Origin of the sequence: Clostridium beijerinckii (assembly GCF_008705175.1) — a bacterium.
Lineage (GTDB): Bacteria > Bacillota > Clostridia > Clostridiales > Clostridiaceae > Clostridium > Clostridium beijerinckii.
This window is the reverse complement of the sequence record NZ_CP043998.1, coordinates 2,769,434-2,790,420: the sequence shown is the minus strand read 5'-3', so window position 1 is coordinate 2,790,420 and position 20,987 is coordinate 2,769,434. Positions and strand designations below refer to the sequence as shown.

Sequence of the window (20,987 nt, the reverse complement as noted above, 5' to 3'; positions counted from 1 at the left end):
GTTTCACACTCCTAATCTGTAAACATATAGTTTATTTTGTTAATTTATATATTATAAAATTAATTTTTCTTTGCACCAATTCCATCCATAATGAAATTTATAAGCTTTTCATTTTCCTCTCTTCTTTGTTCTACTGAATAATAATTTTCATGACAAGTCCGATGACAATGTAATGCCACCATTCCTCCTATAACATTTGTAGCAAAATCAATATCTATACCTGTATGCCTTACCTCCCCCTCTTCGATTCCTTGCTTTAAAATATTGTATGTAATATTTCTCCCATTTCTTTTTATATCTTTTATAAAATCTTCAAGATCACGTTTTGCTTCAGGATTTAATTCTGAAATCTCATTTGCTATATAATAACTTATCCTTCCAGCCCTTTCTATAACAGCATGCTCAGTTAATTCTATAAGCTTTCCTAGCTTTTTAAGAAATGATTCTTCTTGTGATATCTTCTGGTTTGCATTCATAGTGAAATTTCTATGGTCGTACTTTAAAGCTTGTACAAATAAATCATCTTTACTTCTAAAGTATTCATATATTGTACCCTTACCTATCTGTGCCTTGTCCGCAATATCCTGCATATTAGTTCCCGAAAAACCTTTTTTGAAAAATATGTCTATTGCAGCGGCAAGAATTTCATTTTCCTTATTTTTCAATCTTGCCAAAAAAACCACCTCACTTATAAAAATACTGTATTACAATAAATTACTGACTCATTATATTCACATTTTATTTAAATGACCGACCAGACAGTCAATGATTCACATGCAAATAAATCATTGAAATATTTTATATGTACATGAAAATAATACCATACTTTTAATTTTTATACTTTGTTTGTAACCTAAAAAATATCTTAATTTTTATGAGTTACAAAACATATCTGCCTAAAATTGTTTGGATTATTATTTATCTATAGCTATCATTTGCTACTTATGTTATTTTAATATGGAGTGTATCATAGAATTGTTAACTGAATTTAAACTTTTCTATTTATTTGAAATTTAATTATTATAGTAAATATTTTATCTATAATTAAATACTTGAATTTATATATAGATATGATACTTTTAAACATAGATAAAAAAGTAGTATAATTAATGCATAAAATGGAGGTATATAAATGTTTCATATTTTGATTGTAGAAGATGATAAAGAATTAAGAGAATTATTTTCAACTGTTTTACTTAAAAATGGCTATAAGACTACTGGTGCTAAAGATGGAATAGAAGCGCTTAATGTTTTGGATAAAGAATATATTGATTTAATTATTTCTGATATCATGATGCCAAATATGGATGGTTTTGAACTAATAAAATCTATTCGTGATGCTCAATTTAATCTGCCTATATTAATGATTACAGCTAAGGAAAGATTTCAGGATAAGCAACGCGGTTTTCTTCTTGGAATTGATGACTACATGGTTAAACCAATTGATGTTAATGAGATGGTGTTAAGAGTAGGTGCATTACTTAGAAGGGCTCAGATTATTAGTGAAAGAAAGCAAAGTGTTGGTGATACCATGCTTGAATATGATTCCTTGTCAGTATATCAAAATGGTGAGGCAACAGTCCTTCCACAAAAGGAATTTTATATTTTATATAAGCTCATTTCGTATCCTAATCGCATATTCACAAGACAAGAACTTATGGATGAATTTTGGGGACTTGATTCTGAAACTGATATAAGAACAGTAGATGTACATATTAACCGTTTGCGTGATCGCTTTAAAAATAACATAGATTTTGATATTTTGACTGTAAGAGGACTCGGATATAAGGTGGTAAAAAATTATGAATGATAAACCAAATTTAAAATTAGGATTAGTCTTTTCATTTATTATTTTTTCAATAATGTTTGTGTCATCAGTACTTACTGCAATTTTAGCTATATTCCTTCATCCAAATTTTTCTTCGGAAGCTAATAAGTTTCTTTGGCCAATTATCGATCTATCTATAATTAGTATAATAGTTGGGACAACCATATCAGCTATAATAGGTAAAAAAATATTAGCTCCACTAGTAAAATTTAGTGAAGCAATTATGGAAGTTGGGAAAGGTAATTTTAATATAAAATTAGATGAAGATAAGTATTACTATGTTGAAGAGCTAAAAAAAATGTCTCAGAACTTTAACATTATGGTAGATGAACTAAATAACATAGAAACTTTTCGAAGTGACTTTATTGCTAATGTGTCCCATGAATTTAAGACTCCCCTTGCATCTATTGAAGGTTACACAACTTTGCTACAGGATAACAATCTAAGTAAAGAAGAAAAGTCTAAATATACAGATAAAATACTAAATAATACAAAAAGGCTATCAAGCTTAGTTGGCAGCATATTACAGATCTCAAGATTAGAGAATCAAGATATAATAGCAGAAAGAAGCAGATTCAAATTAGATGAACAACTAAGGCAAACTCTATTACTTTTAGAATCCAAATGGTCTAATAAAAATATTGACTTAGATATAGATTTAGACTCAATTACTTTTCATGGAAATGAAGAACTGTTGATGCAAGTATGGATAAACATACTTAGTAATGCAATAAAATTTACACCTGAAGGTGGTGCTATTAGATGCTCTTTAAAGAAAAATAACAACTGGATTACAACAAGCATTTCAGATAATGGCATAGGTATGAACGAAGATACACAAAAGCATATCTTTGATAAGTTTTATCAAGGCGATAAATCCCATTCTTCTGAAGGCAACGGTTTGGGATTAGCCCTAGTAAAAAGAATTGTTGACTTATGTGGTGGAGAAATAGAGGTATATAGTGAATGTAAAAAGGGATCTACTTTTATAATCAAGTTACCATGTTAATTCTTAATTTATGTAGACACAGAAAGGCTATCTTAATGAATAGATAGCCTTAAATTATATCTGCTTAATTCTTAAGAAAATCCCATTTAGTTTTATAAACTTAGTCCAATTTTGCTTGACGATTTCTATTTTTCAACTTTTATCGGTATCATAAAAAGCATTACATGCAATTAATACTATGCAAACCAAAATAACTACCGCCAACATACTTATCCCCTTCTAACTAAATATATAATCCTTTATATTATTATATATTAATTATGTATATCTTGTGCTTGTAATCGTTTGTTGTTATGAGTTAAATTTATAAACCTTGTTGTAGTGTAATTATTTCACAATCACGAATTTATTTGTCAAACAATATACTCTTAATAACTGCAATGGATTCCCTAGCATATGTTGAAGGTACAAAATACCAAGGCATGGTGCTGGAATAATTATCAAAATTTTTATACCCATTCTTCTTTGCTAAAATACTACTTCTAAAAGCATGAAAGTCTGTTGTTACTATTTTTACTTTTATATCACTTATTGATTTGTTACTAAATTCTTCAATCTTTTCTTTAGAATATTTTAGATTTTCATTAGTATCTCTTGACTTATCCTCTAATATTATTTTGTTTTTTTCTATTCCTTTAGCCTGTAAATATTCACTCATGGCCTGTGCCTCTGATGTACTTTCATCTGTACCTTGTCCTCCGGATAAAACGATATATTGAGCTAAATTTTCTTTCGTACATTTTATAGCAATATCAAGTCTTTCCCGAAGTATTAAATTAGGAACTCCTCCATTATCAAGTCCTGCGCCAAGTACAATAATATAATCGTCACTATTTCGATTATACTTTGGATAGTTTATTATTAAAGCTTCTATTATTATAAAACAAATAAATATGATGCAAGATGATATTTTTATGTATCTAAAGATCTTATAAAAAAACACATTCTTTTTCATTCTCTTTTTAGAAAAGTAGTATACTAAAATTATAATTCCTAAAACTATAATTGGAAAACCAAACGCAATCCATAATTCCGATAACATATATCTAATTTTCATCAAACTCATCTCCTCCAGATTAATCATCTATACATAATTTAGTTAATCTTAAACTTCTTATAAATATTATATCTGTAACTGAGAAAGATGAAATACACTTATATAAATCTTATAAAATATATAATAATATCGTAATATTATTGTCATATATATCAATAATTTCATATTTAGAAATTATTTTCCTAAACATATTTATAATTACTTTATAATAAAAAATCTTCATATACTTTTTATCTGTAGTTTATAGAGGTAATAAATTCATAAAAAAATAGCCTTAGATTCCACTAAAGCTATTCATTTATAAATTTTATAAATTTTTCCTTTTTCATAAAAATTGACGCATATATACTTGAAACTGCAAAAAAAATATTGATTATTGGCACAATACTAATAACAAGTATGGTTATCAGTAGACCTCTTTTTTCCTTGTTACCAAAAATATTAATATTATTCTTGTTTAAAACAAGCCTAAATAATAGTAATATTAAGGATAAACAACTTAACTTTATTGATATAGTATATAAATATAACATATTATTCAACTCCTTTGAGTATGTGTTTAATTGCCTTCTTTTACATTTTATACCATATTGTAAAGTAATTCCATATAAATTTTTAGCCATCTATCTCATTTTATTTTCATTATTTTTCAGAATCTCATCTATGCTTCTAATTTCTTTTATTCTCTTTTATTTTTCATATATTTCGCTTGAATATAAATTCATATATAATAAAAAAAGCTAGTAGAATAAATAGTAATTAACTATATTCTACTAGCTTTCACTTTAGGATGGATGGTAATTTAAGAACTGAGTTAAAACATTAAGTATCTATTTTTAGAGACTTTGTTCGTAACTTTCTATCATTCTCTTAACCATTTCTCCGCCAACACTACCATTTTGTCTTGAAGAAAGGTTCCCTTTATCAATGTTTTCATAGTTATTTAACCCAATTTCTGAAGCTACCTCAGTTTTTAATCTGTTTAAACCTGTTTTTGCCTCTGGAACTAAAGTTTTATTTCTCGAAGCCATCTTAATCTACCTCCCTTAATCTATGATTTTGTTTGGCATTAATATATTAACCACTCTCACAAATTTTAATCTATGCAAATACTTGTAAAAAAAGTGTTAAAATCCTCCTTTCCATTAATTCTTCACAAGTTCCATTCATTTAAATTCAATAATTTATCAAATATATTTTACTATAAATTTATAAAACTAATACTGATATGGAGGTGTTAAATTATGAGCAGAAGGCCTTTAGTTCCCAAACTAGAGCAAAACTAGATAAGCTAAAAATAGAATTTGAAAATGAACTTGGCATAGAACTTAATGATAATTATAAAGGAAATAAATCATCAATGTTAAATGGTCGTGTAGGTGGACCAATTGGAGGATTGATGACAAAAAAAATGATAGAGGAATACGAAAAAAATTTGATTGACAAGTAATCTCCTTTTCAAAACCATAAATGACTAGTTACTACAATTATGTAACTAGTCAAAATAGCATATCTATATTCTTTTTCATTTAAGTTTGTATTGCTGCTTATATAAATTCCTCAATTCTTTCATTTGAGTTTATATTTTAATTCAATATCATATATACACTAAACTTAACAATTATAAAAATATTAACATTACTCATATTAGTGCAAAAAATTATTCCGTTACTACTACATCAAACGAAGTCTTAATTCCATTAACATTTATTGTAATAGTAGTTTTTCCTGCTTTGTATGCAATAACTGTTGGATGAATGTCTTTAAAAAATCCATCCTCCAAACTTAAATTTATTCCTGAAACCGCAACACTATCATCTTCACTCTTAGACATTGCTATTAAATTAGGAAATGATGAACTTTTATCATCTACGCTACTTACTTTTATCATTCCTAAATCTATAGCTTGATTAGTTCTACAATATAAAGTATTTCCATTAATAGTTGCCCTTGGTTTAGTATTGTCTAATTTGTAACCTGCTCCATCCTCAATTCTTACTCCATCCTTTTCTGGTTCATCTGAATTGACATCAGTTATAGTAAGCATATTACTATCATCTAATTTAACTTCGTAGTTCTCTGTAGTTGATTTAGTAGTCAGTGCATATTCTGGACATAAATTATAATTTTTGTCACTAAGACATTCTATAACCTTCCCATCATCCCCCAAGCTATATTTTCTACCACTTTCCGACGTATATTCGTCTTTTTGCAACACACCATTTTCATCAAAAATATATATATTCCCATCTATATTCCATACACCTTTTAAATAATAGCTATCTTGAATTTTAAAATACGTATTTCCATTTTCCTCAAACAAGCTAAAATCTGAGGTTGTACTCATTTTTTCCTCTGAAGGAGGCCTGCTAATATTCATATTAACATTTCTATTAGGAAGAGCATTATTTATCCATTTCCCATTATTATCAAGCTCATACTCCTTACCTTTAATTGATGTTTTACCAGATGCCATAGCACCATTATCCTGTAAATAATACCACCAAACCTTATCTAAAATCCATCCTGTCTTCATATAACCATCATTACCAAAATAGTACCATAAGCCATTTATTTGTTTCCAGCCAGTACTATAAGATTTTCCTTCCTCATACCACCAACCAGTATTATTATGCTTCCATTCTGCTGAAACTTCTTTTGGTATTACAGAAACTACCGCCGCTACAATAAGTAAACTGTAAATTATTTTTTTAGTCATCTATTTCCCCCTCATTCCCAAATCTTATAGTGTATATAGCTTCTCCATTTGTTTTATATAAAACATTCCATATTTTCTTTATTATCTATAGTATATTACCTTCATCGGAGATTATTTTTTATATAGCCAATTTTGTGTAATTAATAGCTTATATGAAAATTATACCACAACTTAAATATCTTAATCCTATATTTCTAACTTACATTAGTTAAAAACATATAAATTAGAATTTTGATACAATAATTTAAGTGATAATTAAATAATTATTTCATTTATCGATTAAAAGCATATGCGTCCTAATATAATAAAACTAAGAGGGTCCTAATAATATTAAGGAGGAAAATATATTGTGGATACTTCTAAATTTTCAAATAATGAGAATATAGAACTAGATATAAATACTTTAAAAAATACTGTAAATTTCGATGAATTTGTAAAAACGCTTCAGAAAAATTTAATTCCCACCGACGAATTTGAGGGATTTAAAATTCGTCCTGGATTTTATCTAGAAAATGGTGCAGTAGTTATACCTGGAGGTGTTAACTTCACTATCCACTCTCAGAACGCAACATCATGTAAACTACTCTTATTTAAGCCAGCTATGTGCGAACCTTATGCTGTCATTCCTTTTCCTGAATATTATCGAATAGGTAATGTATACTCTATGATAGTACTTGGATTAGATATTGAAGAATTTGAATATGCATATAGTGTGGACGGTCCATATATACCCGAAAGAGGATTAGTTTTTAATAGTAGTAAATATTTACTTGATCCCTACTCAAAAGCAATTGCTGGACAAAGCGTATGGGGAACAAAAACAATATGTGGAAATCAATATAAATCAAGAGTTGTCTCCAATGATTTTGATTGGGGAAACAGTAAAAGACCTTTAATTCCTATGAAAGATTTGATTATTTACGAGTTGCATGTAAGAGGCTTTACTAAGCATCCGTCGTCAAAAGTTAATTATCCTGGAACATTTGCTGGATTAGCCGAAAAGATACCTTATCTAAAAGAGCTTGGAATCAATGCTGTAGAACTTATGCCAATTTTTGAATTTGATGAAATGCTTGATGCACGATATGTTAGAGGTAATTTGCTTTGTGATTATTGGGGATATAATCCTGTATGTTTCTTTGCTCCAAACACCAGTTATACTGCTGGAATTGAACGAAATAAAGAAGGCGATGAACTAAAATCATTGATAAAGAAATTTCATGAAGATGGAATAGAGGTTATTTTAGACGTTGTTTTTAACCATACTGCTGAAGGCAATGAGTATGGTCCATATATATCTTTTAAGGGGTTTGATAATAATGTTTATTACATGCTTACACCAGATGGGAAATATTATAATTTCAGCGGATGTGGAAATACTTTAAATTGCAATCACCCAATTGTTCATAGAATGATTTTAGATTGCCTTCGCTACTGGGTTACAGAATATCGTGTTGACGGATTCAGATTTGATTTAGCTTCAATCCTTGGTCGAAACGAAGATGGATCACCAATGAATAATCCTCCACTATTGCAAAGCCTAGCCTTTGATCCTATTCTTGCAAATACAAAATTGATAGCTGAAGCATGGGATGCAGGTGGATTATATCAAGTCGGCAGTTTCCCATCTTGGAAAAGATGGTGTGAATGGAATGGAAAATATAGAGATGATATTCGCAGATTTCTAAAGGGCGATTCAGGATTAGCTGCCACTGTTGCTGAAAGAATAACCGGATCTTACGATCTCTATAATCCAGATATAAGAGGCAAAAATGCTTCAGTAAACTTTATTACTTGCCATGATGGATTTACTTTATATGACTTATATTCTTATAATGATAAACACAATGAAGAAAATGGTTGGAATAATACAGATGGTGAGAACAACAATAATAGCTGGAATTGTGGTGCTGAAGGTGAAACTGACGATGAAAATATAATAAAGTTGAGAAGAAAGCTAATAAAAAATGCTTGTGCTGTTCTTCTTTCAAGTCAAGGAGCTCCAATGCTTTTATCTGGAGATGAATTTGGAAATACACAGTTTGGAAATAACAATCCATATTGCCAGGATAATGAAATTTCATGGCTGAACTGGAGTCTCCTATATAAGAATCATGATTTATTTACTTTCTTTAAAAATATGATAAATTTTCGAAAACGTCATCCTGCTATTAAGGACAGAATTGAAGAATCCCGATGTGGCTTACCTCCTGTTAGTAAGCACGGTATAGAACCTTGGTATTTAGATTCGTCAGATAGTACTAGAACTGTTGGGATAATGTTTGCAGGATGGAATAAAAAAGAAAAAGAAGATGACATTGTGTACCTTTGTATCAATGCTCATTGGGAAACTCAATATGTAAGATTACCCGAACTCCCTATATACTTAGAATGGCGAATTGCTATAAATACATCCATGCCTTCTGGAGAAGACATTAGCGATTCAATTAATGAGATGCTCCAAGTTGGAGAGACACTTGAAATAGAACCTAGATCTGTTATGATTCTTGTTGGTATAAGTAAAATATAAATTTATAGGATGATAAGAGCTTGATTCACTTTAAGCTCTTATTTTATTAATATTATTGTTTATTATCAAACCTTCTTCTATAATTTAATTAGTTATAGAAGATATTATCTTAATAGCAACAAAGGAGATGTAATAATGAAAAAATACGATCTATCAACTAATGAAATATCTGACAACTTACGATATTTAGAGTTGCTTTCTAAACAATATCCGACAATCAACGAAGCTTCTACTGAAATAATAAATCTGCAGGCAATTTTAAATTTACCAAAAGGAACTGAACATTTTCTAACTGATATCCACGGAGAGTATGAGCCTTTTATTCATGTATTAAAAAACGCATCAGGAGTAATAAAAAGAAAAATTGAAGATCTTTTTGGAAATAGTTTGATGCAAAGTGAGAAAAAAAGTTTAGCAACCCTTATATATTATCCTGAACAAAAATTAGAGATAGTATTGAAGCAAGAAGAAAACATAGATGATTGGTACAAAATAAATTTATATAGATTAATCGAAATATGCAGATATGTTTCTTCTAAATATACACGTTCAAAAGTAAGAAAGGCTCTTCCAAAAGATTTTACTTACATAATAGAAGAACTCTTACATGAACAGCCTAAAGGAATAGATAAATATGAATATTATGAACAAATTATTAGAACTATTATAGACACAGATAGATCAAAGGAATTTATAGTTGCTCTTTCTAAATTGATACAAAGACTTGTTATAGACAGACTTCATATTTTAGGGGATATATTTGATAGAGGCCCTGGTGCGGATATTATCATGGATACTTTAGTTGAATATCATTCTGTTGACATCCAATGGGGAAATCATGATATCTTATGGATGGGTGCTGCCTGTGGTTCAGACGTATGTATTGCTAATGTTATAAAAAATTCTCTAAAGTATGCTAACTTGGATACTTTAGAAAATGGATACGGAATTAACCTTCTCCCTCTAGCAACTTTTTCTATGGATTTTTATAAGGATCATCCCTGTAATATCTTCTTACCTAAGATGGATTGTGATAAAAAATACAGCATTAATGAAATTAATTTAATAGCTCAGATGCACAAAGCTATAGCTATAATATTATTTAAACTCGAAGGTCAGGTGATTTTAAGGCATCCTGAATTTAATATGAATCATAGGCTTTTATTAAATAAAATTAATTATGCTGAAGGAACTATTAGCTTAAACGGTAAAACGTATAAATTAAAAGATTCATTTTTTCCTACTATAGATCCTAAAAATCCATATGAACTTACTCATGATGAGAAAGAATTAATTGATAAGTTAAAAACCTCTTTTGTTAATAGCGATAAATATAATAAGCATGTTCGATTCCTATATTCAAATGGCAGTTTATATTTAAAATTTAATTCAAATTTATTATATCATGGATTCATACCATTAAATGAAGATGGAAGCTTTAAAAAAGTCAAAATAGCTGATAAAGAATATAAAGGTAAAGAACTTTTAGACAAATTGGATATGCTAGCAAGAGAGGCCTATTTTTCAAAAGACAAGGATGATTCTGATAATAAAGAAGATATAATGTGGTATTTGTGGTGTGGTGCTTCTTCGCCATTATTTGGTAAGGATAGAATGACAATATTTGAACAGTATTTTATTGAAGAAAAAGAAACTCATTATGAAAAGAAAGATCCCTATTTTAGCTTAAGAGATAATGAGGATATCTGCAGAAAAATACTAAAGGAATTTGGGCTTAGTTCACCAGAATCTCATATAATAAATGGCCACATGCCCGTTGAAGAAAAAAATGGAGAAAGTCCTATAAAAGCAAACGGAACTCTACTAGTTATAGATGGAGGTTTTTCAAAAGCATATCAGCCCAAAACTGGACTAGCTGGATATACGTTAATATATAACTCTTTTGGGCTTCAGTTAGTATCTCATCAGCCATTTGAATCCACTGAAGCAGCCATAAAAGAAGAAACTGACATATTATCTACAACTCTCTTACTAGAGCAAGTTGTAAATAGGAAAAGAGTTGAAGATACTGATGTAGGTGTGACTCTCAAGCAGCAAATAGATGACTTAAAGATGCTTCTTAATGCTTACAGAAAAGGACTAATAAAGCAGCAAAATAAAATTTAGTTAAGTTAAATGAGAATAAATTGCGTAAATAATTTATTCTCATTTTTTATAAAATCACACTATTTCAATAACAGTTCCTGAGTCTTTCATTCTTTTTTCTATATTCTCAGGCGGCTCTTTTGTAGTTATTAATAAATCTATTCTATCAAAGGAAATGGCTTTAAACGTGCTGCAATTGAAGAACTTTTCACTATCAGCTATAACACATACAAAAGTACTTCTTTCTGCTACCTTTCTCTTTATATATGAATCCTCAAAATCAACTACATAAATTCCATCTTCACTAATTGCTGCAGCCCCCAAAAATGCTATATCAAAATGTATATCTTCGATTTGATTTATTGTGCCACTGCCATATAAAAAACGATTTTTGCGTTGCAATTTTCCACCCAATAAATGAACGTCACAATTTTTTTCAGCAAGTATTTCCATGTTGTCTAAAGAATGCGTATATATAGAGATATCATCCTCAACACACTGACATAACGCTTCAATGGTAGTAGACACATCAAAGAAACATACTTGATTTGTTGAAACATATTTAGCTGCATATTTACCCAATTTTATTTTTTCTTCTGAATTTATAGATAAGCGGCTCTTATAATCCTTAATTTCAGTTCTTATAGATGGCACTGCAATTCCTCCATGAGTTCGAATAGCAACTCCTTCTTCTACTAATCTAACAATGTCTCTTCTAGCAGTATCCCTTGATATATTAAATGTTTCCATTATTTCTTTATTAGATAACACAGTTTTTTCTCTAAGTATATTTAATATTTCATATAATCTTTCTTCTTGATACATAAAATGTCCTTTCACTTCTAACTATCTTTTAATTACATACTATAATAAATTATATTTTAAAATAGTCATTTGTCAATTTTTTCATGAATGTCAGCACTCATGAACTTTAATGGATTTATATATCCTTATTTTCCTTGAATTGACAGCTTTCTTATGCTAAACTCACAATATATAAATTACTGTAATATAAATTCTCTTAATACTTATTTTACAGAAATCTTCTATCTTATATAAAGGGGTGCAATAAATGAATAAAAGAATATTATATGTAACAGATTTAGATGGTACCTTATTAAATTCTAATGGAGAAGTTTCACAAACATCACTAAAAATCTTAAAGAAACAAATAGAAAAAGGCACATTGTTTAGTATTGCAACTGCACGAAACCTTCAGGCTGCAAAAAGATTGATAAGTGAAATTCCAATTAACATTCCTATCATATTAAATAACGGTATAGGATTTTATGATTTAAATAAAGAGCAATATCTAAAAATTAATGAATTTCCAATATCTCAGTTAAATCACCTAATAAAAATATTTGATGAGTATAAAAGCTATGGATTTATGTATGCATTGAAAGATGGAGATATCCACTTCATATACAACAATCTTGATGACCCATCTGATCTTGAGTATTTTGCAGAAAGGCATTTATTATACAAAGGTCGTTGTCATCAATACGATGATTTTGAACAAGTTCCAAAGGATGGGTATACAATTTTATATTTTGTTTTGTATGGTTCTTTTGATCGTATAAAAAATGTTGAAAATTGCATTTTAGATAACTCTATATTAAAATGTGTTCCTAACAAAAATGTATATAAAGATAATTACTTTTTAGATATATTTAGTTCTAAAGCATCTAAGGCCATTGCTATAAAAGAATTAAAGGAACTGATTGGCGCAAATGAAGTAATCGCTTTTGGGGATAATTTTAATGACATTGAAATGTTACAATCTGCAGATCGTTCGTATGTTCCTGAAAACGGAGTTTCTGAAGCAAAGGCGGTTGCAACAAGTGTCATCTCAAGCTTCGATGATGATGGAGTTGCAAAGTTTATCGAAAAAGACACCAGTATTAATTAAAAACTTTCAACAAATTTATAAATTTAACAAACAGAAAAAGCAGGTATATTAAGAAAATCTCCAATGTACCTGCTTTTATATATTAAGTTTATATACATGGCTAATCTATTAAAAATAAACTAATTCTTCCTCAAGCTTATCTATTTTTTTATAATCTTGAACCACTATATATGGAATCTCCCTTTGTTCTTGCTGTATATATTTTTTATGAATTATACCTTCTAACTCGATCCATTCCTTATCTTTAAAATTAAATGCCTTACTCGTTTGACACAGGATACCTAAAAATGATATATCATCTTCACAGCAAGTCATTGCATTTCTGCCAAATGCAAAAACACCTTTAGGATACTTAGGGTTGCTATAAGCAAGACCTTTTACCTTTATATTTTTACCATCATACTTTTCTGGATATTCTGTTGCATCTAAGTACCAAACCCCATAATCGTAGTCTTTAAATTCTATTACTTTCTTATGTATATCAAATGGTAATTCTAAGGGACTATCATCAATCTCGCCATTTTCTAATTCAAACATCATATTAGCTCTTGAATTAATAGCTTTTACACTATTTCTAAATTTCAATTTATTTGTTTTATCGTTGCAACGGTTAAATATAATCAAATCTGAATTTTTAAATTGCTCTATTAATAAAGACTTCATATTACTCATATAACTTTCAAATGTTGATGCATCAATAGTTGTTATAATTTGAGCAATCTCCCATCTATCAGGAAACTTCATATTATCAAAAATGTCAAATTGCCACATCCCATTGTATTCTAAAACAACCTTGGTTGGTTTGTATTTCTGATTGAATTCCTTTAAAGCTAACTCTGTAAATTCTTCTATATTGCTGATGCTAACAATATTTGCATTGTGTTTTTTCAAAAATTCAACTTCATATTCTTCTACACCATTCTCGCAAACAATTAAAAGAATTTTTTCCCCATCATAAAACTCTGGATCATTAAATATTTCTTTTATAAAAGTAGTCTTACCACTCTCTAAAAAACCAGTAATAAGAAAAACTGGTACATCAGTCATAAATCAATTCCTTCTTTCACTTATTTTTCTAATTAAATGTAACATAATTCTATCTATAAATTTACATTCATAATTTAAGTTTTTTAATATTTCAGAACTTAAATTGTTTTTTCTTATGAATTTCTATTGCTAATTCTAAATTTCCTTCCTCATAATTATAAATACTTTATCTTAAAATTTCATTTAATGTATATTTTATTTATATTAGTGTAACCTACTACATATTAAATTCTATGAAAAGAGGTAATGTCCATGAATAGGAAATTACTACAGGACTATCAAAAAAGAATCTTATGGATAATCAAGGCCTTAGGTGAGAAAAATTCTCTAAATATCCCTGAAATCGAAATAGATGAAAGTCCTTCTTCAGATATAGGTCAAAAAAATGTGATAATATCACTAAATAAACTCAAATGAATTTTAATTATTTGAATTCATTAAAGAGAGAAGTTTTATTATAGATAACACACTCATAAACTATACTTAGATTATGAAATATATCCCAACTAGAAATGGGTAATATACTTTTGTGGAATGTTTCATTGGTAATTTTGATGGATGTGATTCTTTGGCTATAAGTTGTTCCAAATGTGCTAGTTCAAAGCTTGTTCTTTGAGGCTAGCACTTTGGGTGCAACTTTATAGCCTTAGAATCACCCATCAGAATTACCTGGAAACTGGAACAAAAGTATGTTATTCATTTCGGGGAGTTATATGCATAAGTTCAGGTCTAAGTTTGGTTATCTATATTATCAGTAATGTTCACTCCTCTTCCTTAATAACAATTTTTATATAAATCGAAATATTTAGCTTGTATCTATACATCAAATAATTCTTCTATTTCATTCTTATTTAAATTTGTACCTATAACGCATAACCTTCCTGTATAATCTGCTATTCCTTCACGTACTTCATACTCGCCTGGAACTAAATCAAAGTTTATCCATCCTCCATCTGAGCAAGGGATTATACCTTTAGCACGCAATATAATTCCATAATCAGAAGATTCCGATAAAGTTTTTAATATATTATTTATTTCTACTTTTGAAAACTTTTTTGGTGTTTCCATTCCCCAGCTCGTAAATACTTCATCTGCATGATGATGATCATGTGAATGATGATCGTGTCCACATCCACACTCATGATCATGAGTATGATGAGCATGGTTATGATCATTACAATTACAATCTATATGATGTTCATGATTATCACATTCACATTCTTCCTTAGTATGGTTCTTATGATTATTGCAACAGCACTCTTCGCTGTGTTGATGATTTTCAGACTTATTATTCTTTACTTCTACTAAAAGCTCTTTTTCAAGGGACTCTTCCCTTTCCATTGCAGATAGAATTTGCTTTCCATTAATCTCATCCCAGTTTGTTGTTATTATTGTTGCAAAACTGTTGTGTTCTCTTATTTGGGATACACATACTTCTAATTTTTCTTCTGAAATCTTTTGAGTTCGGCTTAAGACAATAGTATTTGCATTTTCAATTTGATTATTAAAGAATTCTCCAAAGTTATCCATATACATTTTGCATTTTACAGCATCAACAACTGCCGTAAAACTATTAAGTTTAATATCTACTTCGCTTTTTATATTTTCTATTGCCTTAATTACATCTGATAATTTACCAACTCCCGATGGTTCTATTATTATACGTTCTGGCGAATATTTATCTAATGCTTCTTTAAGTGCAACTCCAAAATCTCCAACTAAAGAACAACAAATACATCCCGAATTCATTTCTGTTATTTCAATTCCTGAATTATTTAAAAATCCTCCATCAATTCCTATCTCGCCAAATTCATTTTCAATTATCATGAGCTTTTCACCCTGAAATGCTTCTTCTATTAATTTTTTAATCAAAGTAGTCTTTCCAGCCCCAAGAAACCCTGAAATAATATCTATTTTAGTCATATAAAAAATCCTTTCTATGTAAATATTAATTATATATTTAAAAGTTATTCCTTCTGGAAATATTTAAAGTCGTTTCCAGAAATATTTCATTTTTATCCTACCCTTAAAATCTAATACTGTCAATAATGATAAATCGATGATTTCTCTATTATTGACATTTTTAATGAATTACTTACTTATAAAATGATAATATTATAAGTAAAATGAAAAAAGGAGTGTTTTCATGGGTGATTTATTTAAACCAAATGTCTTTTTTAGTAAATGTTTAGGTTTCGAAGCCTGTCGTTACAATGGACAAATGATAACTGATGCATTTGTTGAAAAATTGAAACCTTTTGTTAATATTATAAATGTTTGTCCAGAAACTTCCATAGGACTTAAAGTTCCACGACCAACAATTAGAGTTGTCTCTGAAAATAATGAATTAAAATTATATGAGCCAAAAGAAGGAAAAGAATTCACAAAAGAAATGGTTGAGTTTTCAGAATCATATTTGAAAGATTTAAATAATATAGACGGTTTTCTCTTAAAAAGCGCTTCACCCTCCTGTGGACATAAAAATGTAAAAATTTATAATGGCACAGCTAAGGTTACAGGAAGTACAAGAGGTGCCGGAATATTTGGAAATAAGATTAAAGAGAAATTTCCTTATGCAGCAATAGAAGATGAAGGCAGATTACATAATTATAGAATTCGAGATAATTTTCTTACAAGAATTTTTATTAATGCAGATTTTAGAAAAGTCAAGAAATCTAATTCACTTAATGAATTAATACTTTTTCAACGCAGAAATAAATTACTACTCATGGCAAATAGTCAAAAGTATACTAAAATCTTAGGTAGAATTACAGCAAATGGTGAAAATAATGATATAAAAAGTATTATGGCTGAATATGAGAAGAATTTGAATTTGGCATTTGAAAAACTTCCTAAGTATACAAATAATATAAATGTTCTAATGCATGCCATGGGATATTTTTCAAAATACATAACTAATGAAGAAACTCAATTATTACTGGATTCCTTAGAAAAATACAAGATGAAAAAACTTACAATAATGTCTCCTATGCTTTTAGTTAAATCGTATGTAGTTAGATTTAATATTGATTACCTTTTGGAACAAACTTATTTTAATCCTTACCCAGAAGATTTGATTATATTAGAAGATTCAGAAAAGATAGAAATATAATTCAATTTTTGATTAAATTTTAACGGCGATATATTACCGCCGTTAAAAAATATTAGCTTTATTTATTCTCTTAAAGGTACTTATAATTAATATCATGATGATAATACTACTATTATAGTATCTTATCTAAATATTCTTCATAACCTTCTTCCTTCATCTTGTCTTTGGGGATAAACTTAAGTGCTGCTGAGTTTATACAGTATCTTAAACCTCCCATATCTTCGGGTCCATCAGTAAATACATGTCCTAGATGTGCATCACCAGTACTGCTTCGAACCTCCGTTCTTACCATGCCATGACTTTTATCTATTTTTTCTTTTATTGCCTTTCTATCTATTGGCTTGGAAAATGCAGGCCAGCCACACCCAGAGTTGAATTTATCGGTTGATACAAACAATGGCTCACCCGTAGTTATATCTACATAAATCCCCTTTTCAAACTGATTATCATATTCATTAGAAAATGGAGCTTCTGTACCATTTTCTTGTGTAATTCTATATTGTTCATCTGTCAGACTCATCTTTAATTCTTCATTGGATTTTTTTACATACTTTTGACTCATTTGTTTCCTCCCTGTTCTCTTTTGAAATATTTATTTCTGTATACATATCAATATTATGTGACAAAGGAATAATACTAATTCATTTATAGTAATCTTATTCTTATATGCGAACCTTATATCTTCACACCTTAAATCTAAGCATACTTATTCAACTTTCTATTTTTCCAGTAACTCTTCAAGTTGATTAGCAAGAAGAGGTTTGCTAAAATAATACCCTTGAATATAATCACATTTCATTCTTTTAAGTATTAAAAGCTGATCTTCAACCTCAACTCCTTCAGCAATAACTTTTAATTCCATACTATGTGCCATTTGAATAATATTTTTTATAATCGCTTCTTCTTTCTTATTTAAAGAAATATTGTCTATAAATGATTTATCAATCTTTAATGTATTTATAGGAATTCTTCTAAGATAGCTTAATGATGAATATCCCGTGCCAAAGTCATCAAGCGCAATTCTAATTCCCATGTCCATTAATTTCTTTAATATTCCAATACTAGAATCAAATGATTTCATAAGAACAGTTTCAGTAATCTCAAGTTCAATCATATTCGGATTAACAGATGAACTTTCAATAATTTCTTTAACATTATCTAAGAAATTTGTCTCTTGTAAATCAACTGATGAGATGTTAACGCTTATGCTATTAAATTTATAGCCTGCTTCAAACCACTTAGCACTTTGTCTGCAAGATTCCTTAAGCACCCATAAAGTTAATTGTGTGATATATCCAGATTCCTCTGCTATTGGAATAAACTCTGCAGGAGATATAAAACCAAGTTCCCTACTATTTAATCTAAGTAATGCTTCAAAACCAAAGATTTTATTTGCCTGTAAATCATACTGAGGTTGATAGTTAATGATTAGTTCATTATTATCAACTGCTGTCCTTAATATTCTTTCTATACTAGTCTTTCGTTCAAGGCTTATATACATTTGTGGATCAAAAAGAGAAAATCTATTTTTACCTAATTCCTTTGCCCTGTACATAGCAGCATCTGCATTTCTTAAAATTGTACTACTATCCTTTCCATCTTTAGGATATAAAGCTATTCCAACACTGGCAGTTATATACATATGCTTGTTGTCAATTTTAAATACTTTATCGAACAAACCTAATAGCCTTTTTGCATAAGCTTGTATCTCATCTTCTTTTGAATCAGGATGAAGTAATATAAATTCATCTCCACCAAGTCTAGATATTGTATCTTTTTCTTCAATTAAATTTTCAAACTGTTTTGCTAAACTTATTATCAATTTATCTCCATACTCGTGTCCCATAGTATCATTTATATTCTTAAAATTATCTAAATCTATAAAAAATACAATTCCTTGTTTATTGGCGTAATTAGATAATTGTAGTTGTTCATTTAGCCTATTCATAAACAATGTCCTATTAGGAAGTTTTGTTAAAGAATCATAAAATGCCATGAATTTTATTCTATCCTCTGAAATCTTTCTTTCAGAAATATCTCTAATAGAACCAGTTATTTTTATAACTTTTCCTTCAGAATCTCTTAACGCTTTACCACAAGAGAGAATCCAAACGTACGAACTGCTCTTAGTTCTTATTCTAAATTCAGAGCTATAAACATCTGTAAGCTGATTAATATGATTTTTGAAATCTTTTTTCACTTTATCAAGATCATCTGAATGAACATTCTCATACACAAAGTTTCTCAAATTATTTATCTCATCCAACTTGTATCCAGTAATATCAATTAATTTATCAGAAGCAAAGAATGTATCTGTAACTAAATTCCATTCCCAAATCGAGTCATTTGCACATTCTAGTGCGAGTTTGTATTTTTCTTCACTCACTCTAAGTGCTTCCTCATTTTGTTGTAATTCGTTATATTGTACTCTTAATTCTTCTTCTGTCGCCAGCAATTCCTCATAAACTGATGATAATTCCTCATAGCTTGAACGTAACTTACCAATCATCAGGTTGAAAGATCTTCCTAACTCTCCAAACTCGTCATTTGAATTAATACTAGCTTTTACTGATAAATCCCCATTTCCAGCCGCTTGCATTAAAGGAACTAATTCTGTAATCGGTTTTGTTACCTTCTTAGTAACAATGAGTGTAACGAAAATAGCAAGAAATAAAACGCCCACTGTTATCATAATTATTAAATATCCCATCTTGCTAGCTTTGCTTTCCAATTCACTTTTTGGTATAACTGAAGCCATCTTCCAACCAGTATCCTTACATGTATAAACATTAACTAAAACAGGATCTCCATTTATATAAGTTTCAAAACTTCCATTATCCAAATCTATAAATTTATCATAGTTATCAAATGAAAATTTTGAAGCTTCATCTGTTTGAGAATATGTATAACCTAACTGATTTAAATGTAAGATATTTTTAAAGTTTAAATCTATATTTGGGTGAGCTAACATAGTTCCATCTTTTAAATAAAGAAAAACATAACCTGTATCTCCAATCCTAATATTTCTTATTATTTCAGATAACTTTTCCAAACTTAAATCTATACCCATAACTCCAACAATACTTCCATCTTCATTTTTTACTGTTGTTGACGCACTTATAATTACATTTTTGGAATTATCAACTGCCGAAACGTATGGATCTGAAATTACCACTTCATCTGGATTTGATAATGCCAAAGAATACCATGGTCTTGTCCTTGGATCAAATGTATTAGTACTTAATCCATCAGGCCATTGAATATACCCTCCCCATTTAGTACCAATGTACACATAAGTTGTTTCTGGATGAGATGTTCCATAAGCCTCAAGCACATTATATATAGTACTCTCTATTCCAGGTATTTGTTTTGAATATTTTTTATTTATCGCAATATCAGGAATATTAAATAGAGCTGAAATAGATTGGTCTGCTTTTTTTGCATCTGAATAAGTTGCAAGAAACTTAGCATTGTACTTTATTTGCCCTAACATGTTAGAAAAGTTGTTATCAACCTGCACCATTTGGGCTTTAGCGCTTGAAAATAGATGCTCTTTAAGGGATTTATACATATAATTATAAGTTATTAGTGCAATTGGAATAGATATAGACAATATAATTCCTACAAAATAAAAGAATAGTTTTAATCTAAAAGTAAGCTTCATAGC

At 29.0% G+C, this 20,987-nt stretch carries 15 protein-coding genes and 1 pseudogene; 7 read left to right on the top strand and 9 right to left on the bottom strand.

Features of this window, described 5'->3' with window-relative positions; genetic code table 11:
• Positions 1 to 59 precede the first annotated feature (59 nt).
• Positions 60 to 683 carry a TetR/AcrR family transcriptional regulator gene (locus F3K33_RS12650; protein ID WP_236892240.1) on the bottom strand — a complete coding sequence of 208 codons (624 nt, stop codon included), beginning with the start codon at positions 681 to 683 and terminating at the stop codon, positions 60 to 62.
• Positions 684 to 1,132: 449 nt separating this feature from the next.
• Between F3K33_RS12650 and F3K33_RS12645 the strand changes: the two genes are divergently transcribed.
• A complete protein-coding gene (locus tag F3K33_RS12645; protein WP_012058687.1) occupies positions 1,133 to 1,810 on the top strand; it encodes a response regulator transcription factor in 678 nt (225 codons plus the stop codon).
• Positions 1,803 to 2,837 (top strand): HAMP domain-containing sensor histidine kinase, encoded by a 1,035-nt coding sequence (locus F3K33_RS12640; protein WP_023974635.1) that lies wholly within the window; start codon positions 1,803 to 1,805, stop codon positions 2,835 to 2,837. The genes F3K33_RS12645 and F3K33_RS12640 overlap by 8 nt, the downstream gene beginning before the upstream one ends.
• Before the next feature lie 346 nt (positions 2,838 to 3,183).
• Here F3K33_RS12640 and F3K33_RS12635 read toward each other — a convergent pair whose 3' ends face one another.
• Positions 3,184 to 3,894, bottom strand: a complete 711-nt coding sequence (locus F3K33_RS12635; protein ID WP_051144863.1) for a YdcF family protein — start codon at positions 3,892 to 3,894, stop codon at positions 3,184 to 3,186.
• 836 nt (positions 3,895 to 4,730) lie between these two features.
• Positions 4,731 to 4,925 (bottom strand): alpha/beta-type small acid-soluble spore protein, encoded by a 195-nt coding sequence (locus tag F3K33_RS12625; RefSeq protein ID WP_012058685.1) that lies wholly within the window; start codon positions 4,923 to 4,925, stop codon positions 4,731 to 4,733.
• 213 nt (positions 4,926 to 5,138) lie between these two features.
• Between F3K33_RS12625 and F3K33_RS12620 the strand changes: the two are divergent.
• A pseudogene (locus F3K33_RS12620) lies at positions 5,139 to 5,344 on the top strand (alpha/beta-type small acid-soluble spore protein).
• 210 nt (positions 5,345 to 5,554) lie between these two features.
• Here the strand turns inward: F3K33_RS12620 and F3K33_RS12615 are convergent.
• Complete coding sequence (locus F3K33_RS12615) at positions 5,555 to 6,613, bottom strand: PspC-like choline-binding domain-containing protein (RefSeq protein ID WP_023974633.1); 1,059 nt, start codon at positions 6,611 to 6,613, stop codon at positions 5,555 to 5,557.
• Positions 6,614 to 6,962: 349 nt separating this feature from the next.
• Here F3K33_RS12615 and glgX point away from each other — a divergent pair, with 349 nt between their 5' ends.
• The gene (gene glgX, locus F3K33_RS12610; protein WP_039772448.1) at positions 6,963 to 9,143 is read left to right on the top strand and encodes a glycogen debranching protein GlgX; all 2,181 of its coding nucleotides are present in this window, start codon (positions 6,963 to 6,965) and stop codon (positions 9,141 to 9,143) included.
• A gap of 135 nt (positions 9,144 to 9,278) precedes the next feature.
• The gene (locus tag F3K33_RS12605; RefSeq protein ID WP_039772446.1) at positions 9,279 to 11,270 is read left to right on the top strand and encodes a fructose-bisphosphatase class III; all 1,992 of its coding nucleotides are present in this window, start codon (positions 9,279 to 9,281) and stop codon (positions 11,268 to 11,270) included.
• Positions 11,271 to 11,324: 54 nt separating this feature from the next.
• Here F3K33_RS12605 and F3K33_RS12600 read toward each other — a convergent pair whose 3' ends face one another.
• Positions 11,325 to 12,074 (bottom strand): DeoR/GlpR family DNA-binding transcription regulator, encoded by a 750-nt coding sequence (locus F3K33_RS12600; protein ID WP_023974630.1) that lies wholly within the window; start codon positions 12,072 to 12,074, stop codon positions 11,325 to 11,327.
• A gap of 247 nt (positions 12,075 to 12,321) precedes the next feature.
• Between F3K33_RS12600 and F3K33_RS12595 the strand changes: the two genes are divergently transcribed.
• On the top strand, positions 12,322 to 13,161 hold the full coding sequence (locus tag F3K33_RS12595) for a Cof-type HAD-IIB family hydrolase (RefSeq protein WP_023974629.1): 840 nt from the start codon (positions 12,322 to 12,324) through the stop codon (positions 13,159 to 13,161).
• A 108-nt stretch (positions 13,162 to 13,269) separates the two neighbouring features.
• On the opposite strand, the gene F3K33_RS12590 is transcribed toward F3K33_RS12595, so the two are convergent.
• Together F3K33_RS12590 and F3K33_RS12585 are read right to left on the bottom strand one after the other, a co-directional pair.
• The gene (locus F3K33_RS12590; protein WP_023974628.1) at positions 13,270 to 14,208 is read right to left on the bottom strand and encodes a TIGR03943 family putative permease subunit; all 939 of its coding nucleotides are present in this window, start codon (positions 14,206 to 14,208) and stop codon (positions 13,270 to 13,272) included.
• An 816-nt stretch (positions 14,209 to 15,024) separates the two neighbouring features.
• The gene (locus tag F3K33_RS12585; protein ID WP_023974626.1) at positions 15,025 to 16,131 is read right to left on the bottom strand and encodes a CobW family GTP-binding protein; all 1,107 of its coding nucleotides are present in this window, start codon (positions 16,129 to 16,131) and stop codon (positions 15,025 to 15,027) included.
• Positions 16,132 to 16,354: 223 nt separating this feature from the next.
• Between F3K33_RS12585 and F3K33_RS12580 the strand changes: the two genes are divergently transcribed.
• Positions 16,355 to 17,320 (top strand): YbgA family protein, encoded by a 966-nt coding sequence (locus F3K33_RS12580; protein WP_023974625.1) that lies wholly within the window; start codon positions 16,355 to 16,357, stop codon positions 17,318 to 17,320.
• Positions 17,321 to 17,432: 112 nt separating this feature from the next.
• On the opposite strand, the gene msrB is transcribed toward F3K33_RS12580, so the two are convergent.
• A complete protein-coding gene (gene msrB, locus F3K33_RS12575; RefSeq protein WP_023974624.1) occupies positions 17,433 to 17,882 on the bottom strand; it encodes a peptide-methionine (R)-S-oxide reductase MsrB in 450 nt (149 codons plus the stop codon).
• A 156-nt stretch (positions 17,883 to 18,038) separates the two neighbouring features.
• Positions 18,039 to 20,984 carry a bifunctional diguanylate cyclase/phosphodiesterase gene (locus F3K33_RS12570; protein WP_039772443.1) on the bottom strand — a complete coding sequence of 982 codons (2,946 nt, stop codon included), beginning with the start codon at positions 20,982 to 20,984 and terminating at the stop codon, positions 18,039 to 18,041.
• Between the last annotated feature and the right edge of the window lie 3 nt (positions 20,985 to 20,987).